The organism is Kistimonas scapharcae (assembly GCF_039540975.1).
GTDB classification, from domain to species: domain Bacteria; phylum Pseudomonadota; class Gammaproteobacteria; order Pseudomonadales; family Endozoicomonadaceae; genus Kistimonas; species Kistimonas scapharcae.
In genome coordinates, this window is record NZ_BAABFL010000247.1 from 1 (window position 1) to 1,471 (window position 1,471).

Consider the following 1,471-nt stretch of genomic DNA (forward strand, 5'->3'; position numbering starts at 1 on the left):
TGACACGTCTCCTAACCCAAGGAAAACCAGTGTCGTAAGTTTAGACGGGAGAATGGCTTATGTTAGGTGGTAATCAGGAAACAGAATGTTTGCGGAATGTTAAAAAAAATCGGAGGTGGGTTTGTTCTCGTATTTGCAAAAATAGCAACAGTCTTAAGATCACAGTATGAAAATGATCGTCGTCTAGCGAAGGCAATAAAAAAATTCAGAGATGACCCTGAAGAATTGAAGGCAATGATTGAAGCTGGGGTTAAGCTTAGTAGGGGTTATTATTATGAGGGTTATGAGTATCCTGATTATCGTATGTGTCCTCCTTTAGTTCGTGCAATGAGAGATCTGGAAAATTATAATCTTGATGAGGTGGATCGTTTCAAGAAATTACTGGATATTTTAATTGAAGGTGGTGCAAGTTTTTATGATACGGCATATTGTAACTGGGAAGGCCTGAACTACTATCAAAGGCGAAGCCCTTTAGGTGTGGCTATTACGCCACTCATTGAAGAGTGGGGGGGGAATCGTTCGACGACAGATGCAGAAAAGCATAAGTTGGGAGTCGTTATTAAACATTTAATGGAGAAAGGGGCTAGATATTCTCGTACTGAGGGAGTAAGTGATTTACAAAATTGGATACATGTTCTAATCATGTTTGGACTTTCTGATGTTTTAAAATTATTTTCGGCTCAGGGTTGTAATTTTTATTATCAGAATTTAGACCTGATATTTAAGTCTGGAGATTTGGAATCAGTAAAAGCTATTTTAGATGGAATGCTGGATAGGCGACATTGTCGACAAGATATATCTCAATTCATGCGCAATTTGGTTGCTTCTGACTGTGATAATGAATTTAAAAATAAGGTGCTTGACATAGTTGTAGGGTTGCTGAATCGTAAGAATCAATTGGATTATGTGTTTGTTCAGGAGTTATTTGATTTAGCTGTTCAGCAGGGTTTTGTTTGTGGTGCTGAAAGACTGCTTTCATTATGTCCCGGTGCTATTCAATTGGAGCGTGATTATATTATTGATGTGATGAAGAGGAATCGTGCAAGGGTGCCAGTTGAATCTTTTAATTTCATGCTTAAAAAAGGCTGTGACATAAACTGTCAGGATGAGTCAGGCAACACTCCACTTCACCTGGCGGCTAAGGAATCTGATGTCGAACTCCTTGTTTTTTTATTGCGTAATAAAGCCTGTGTTGATTGTCTAAACCACAATGGTAATACGCCCTTTCATCTTGTATCTGAGAGTATGCGTAAGAACTTGGATGAACCTGGTTTGGGATTAGATATCAGTTACATAAAGAAAAAAAGGAAACAGAGTCGTGAGATGATGGAGGCGTTAGTCAGAGAGGGAGCGGATCTAAATGTTAAGAATAATGAAGGATATACGTAAGTGTCAGCACCGATTTAAAATGTCCACTTTCCACCGATTGGATTTGACCTCCCGATTAACCCTTTCATGGCCGATATTTCTC

The 1,471-nt window shown here is 38.8% G+C and carries 1 protein-coding gene; it reads left to right on the forward strand.

Features of this window, described 5'->3' with window-relative positions; all coding sequences use genetic code 11:
- Positions 1 to 96 precede the first annotated feature (96 nt).
- On the forward strand, positions 97 to 1,389 hold the full coding sequence (locus ABD892_RS10720; RefSeq protein WP_345195621.1) for an ankyrin repeat domain-containing protein: 1,293 nt from the start codon (positions 97 to 99) through the stop codon (positions 1,387 to 1,389).
- The last annotated feature ends 82 nt before the right edge of the window (positions 1,390 to 1,471 follow it).

Coding starts and splice junctions, on each gene's coding strand:
- ABD892_RS10720 (WP_345195621.1), top strand. CDS start 97: ATGTTAAAAAAAATCGGAGGTGGGTTTGTTCTCGTATTTGCAAAAATA.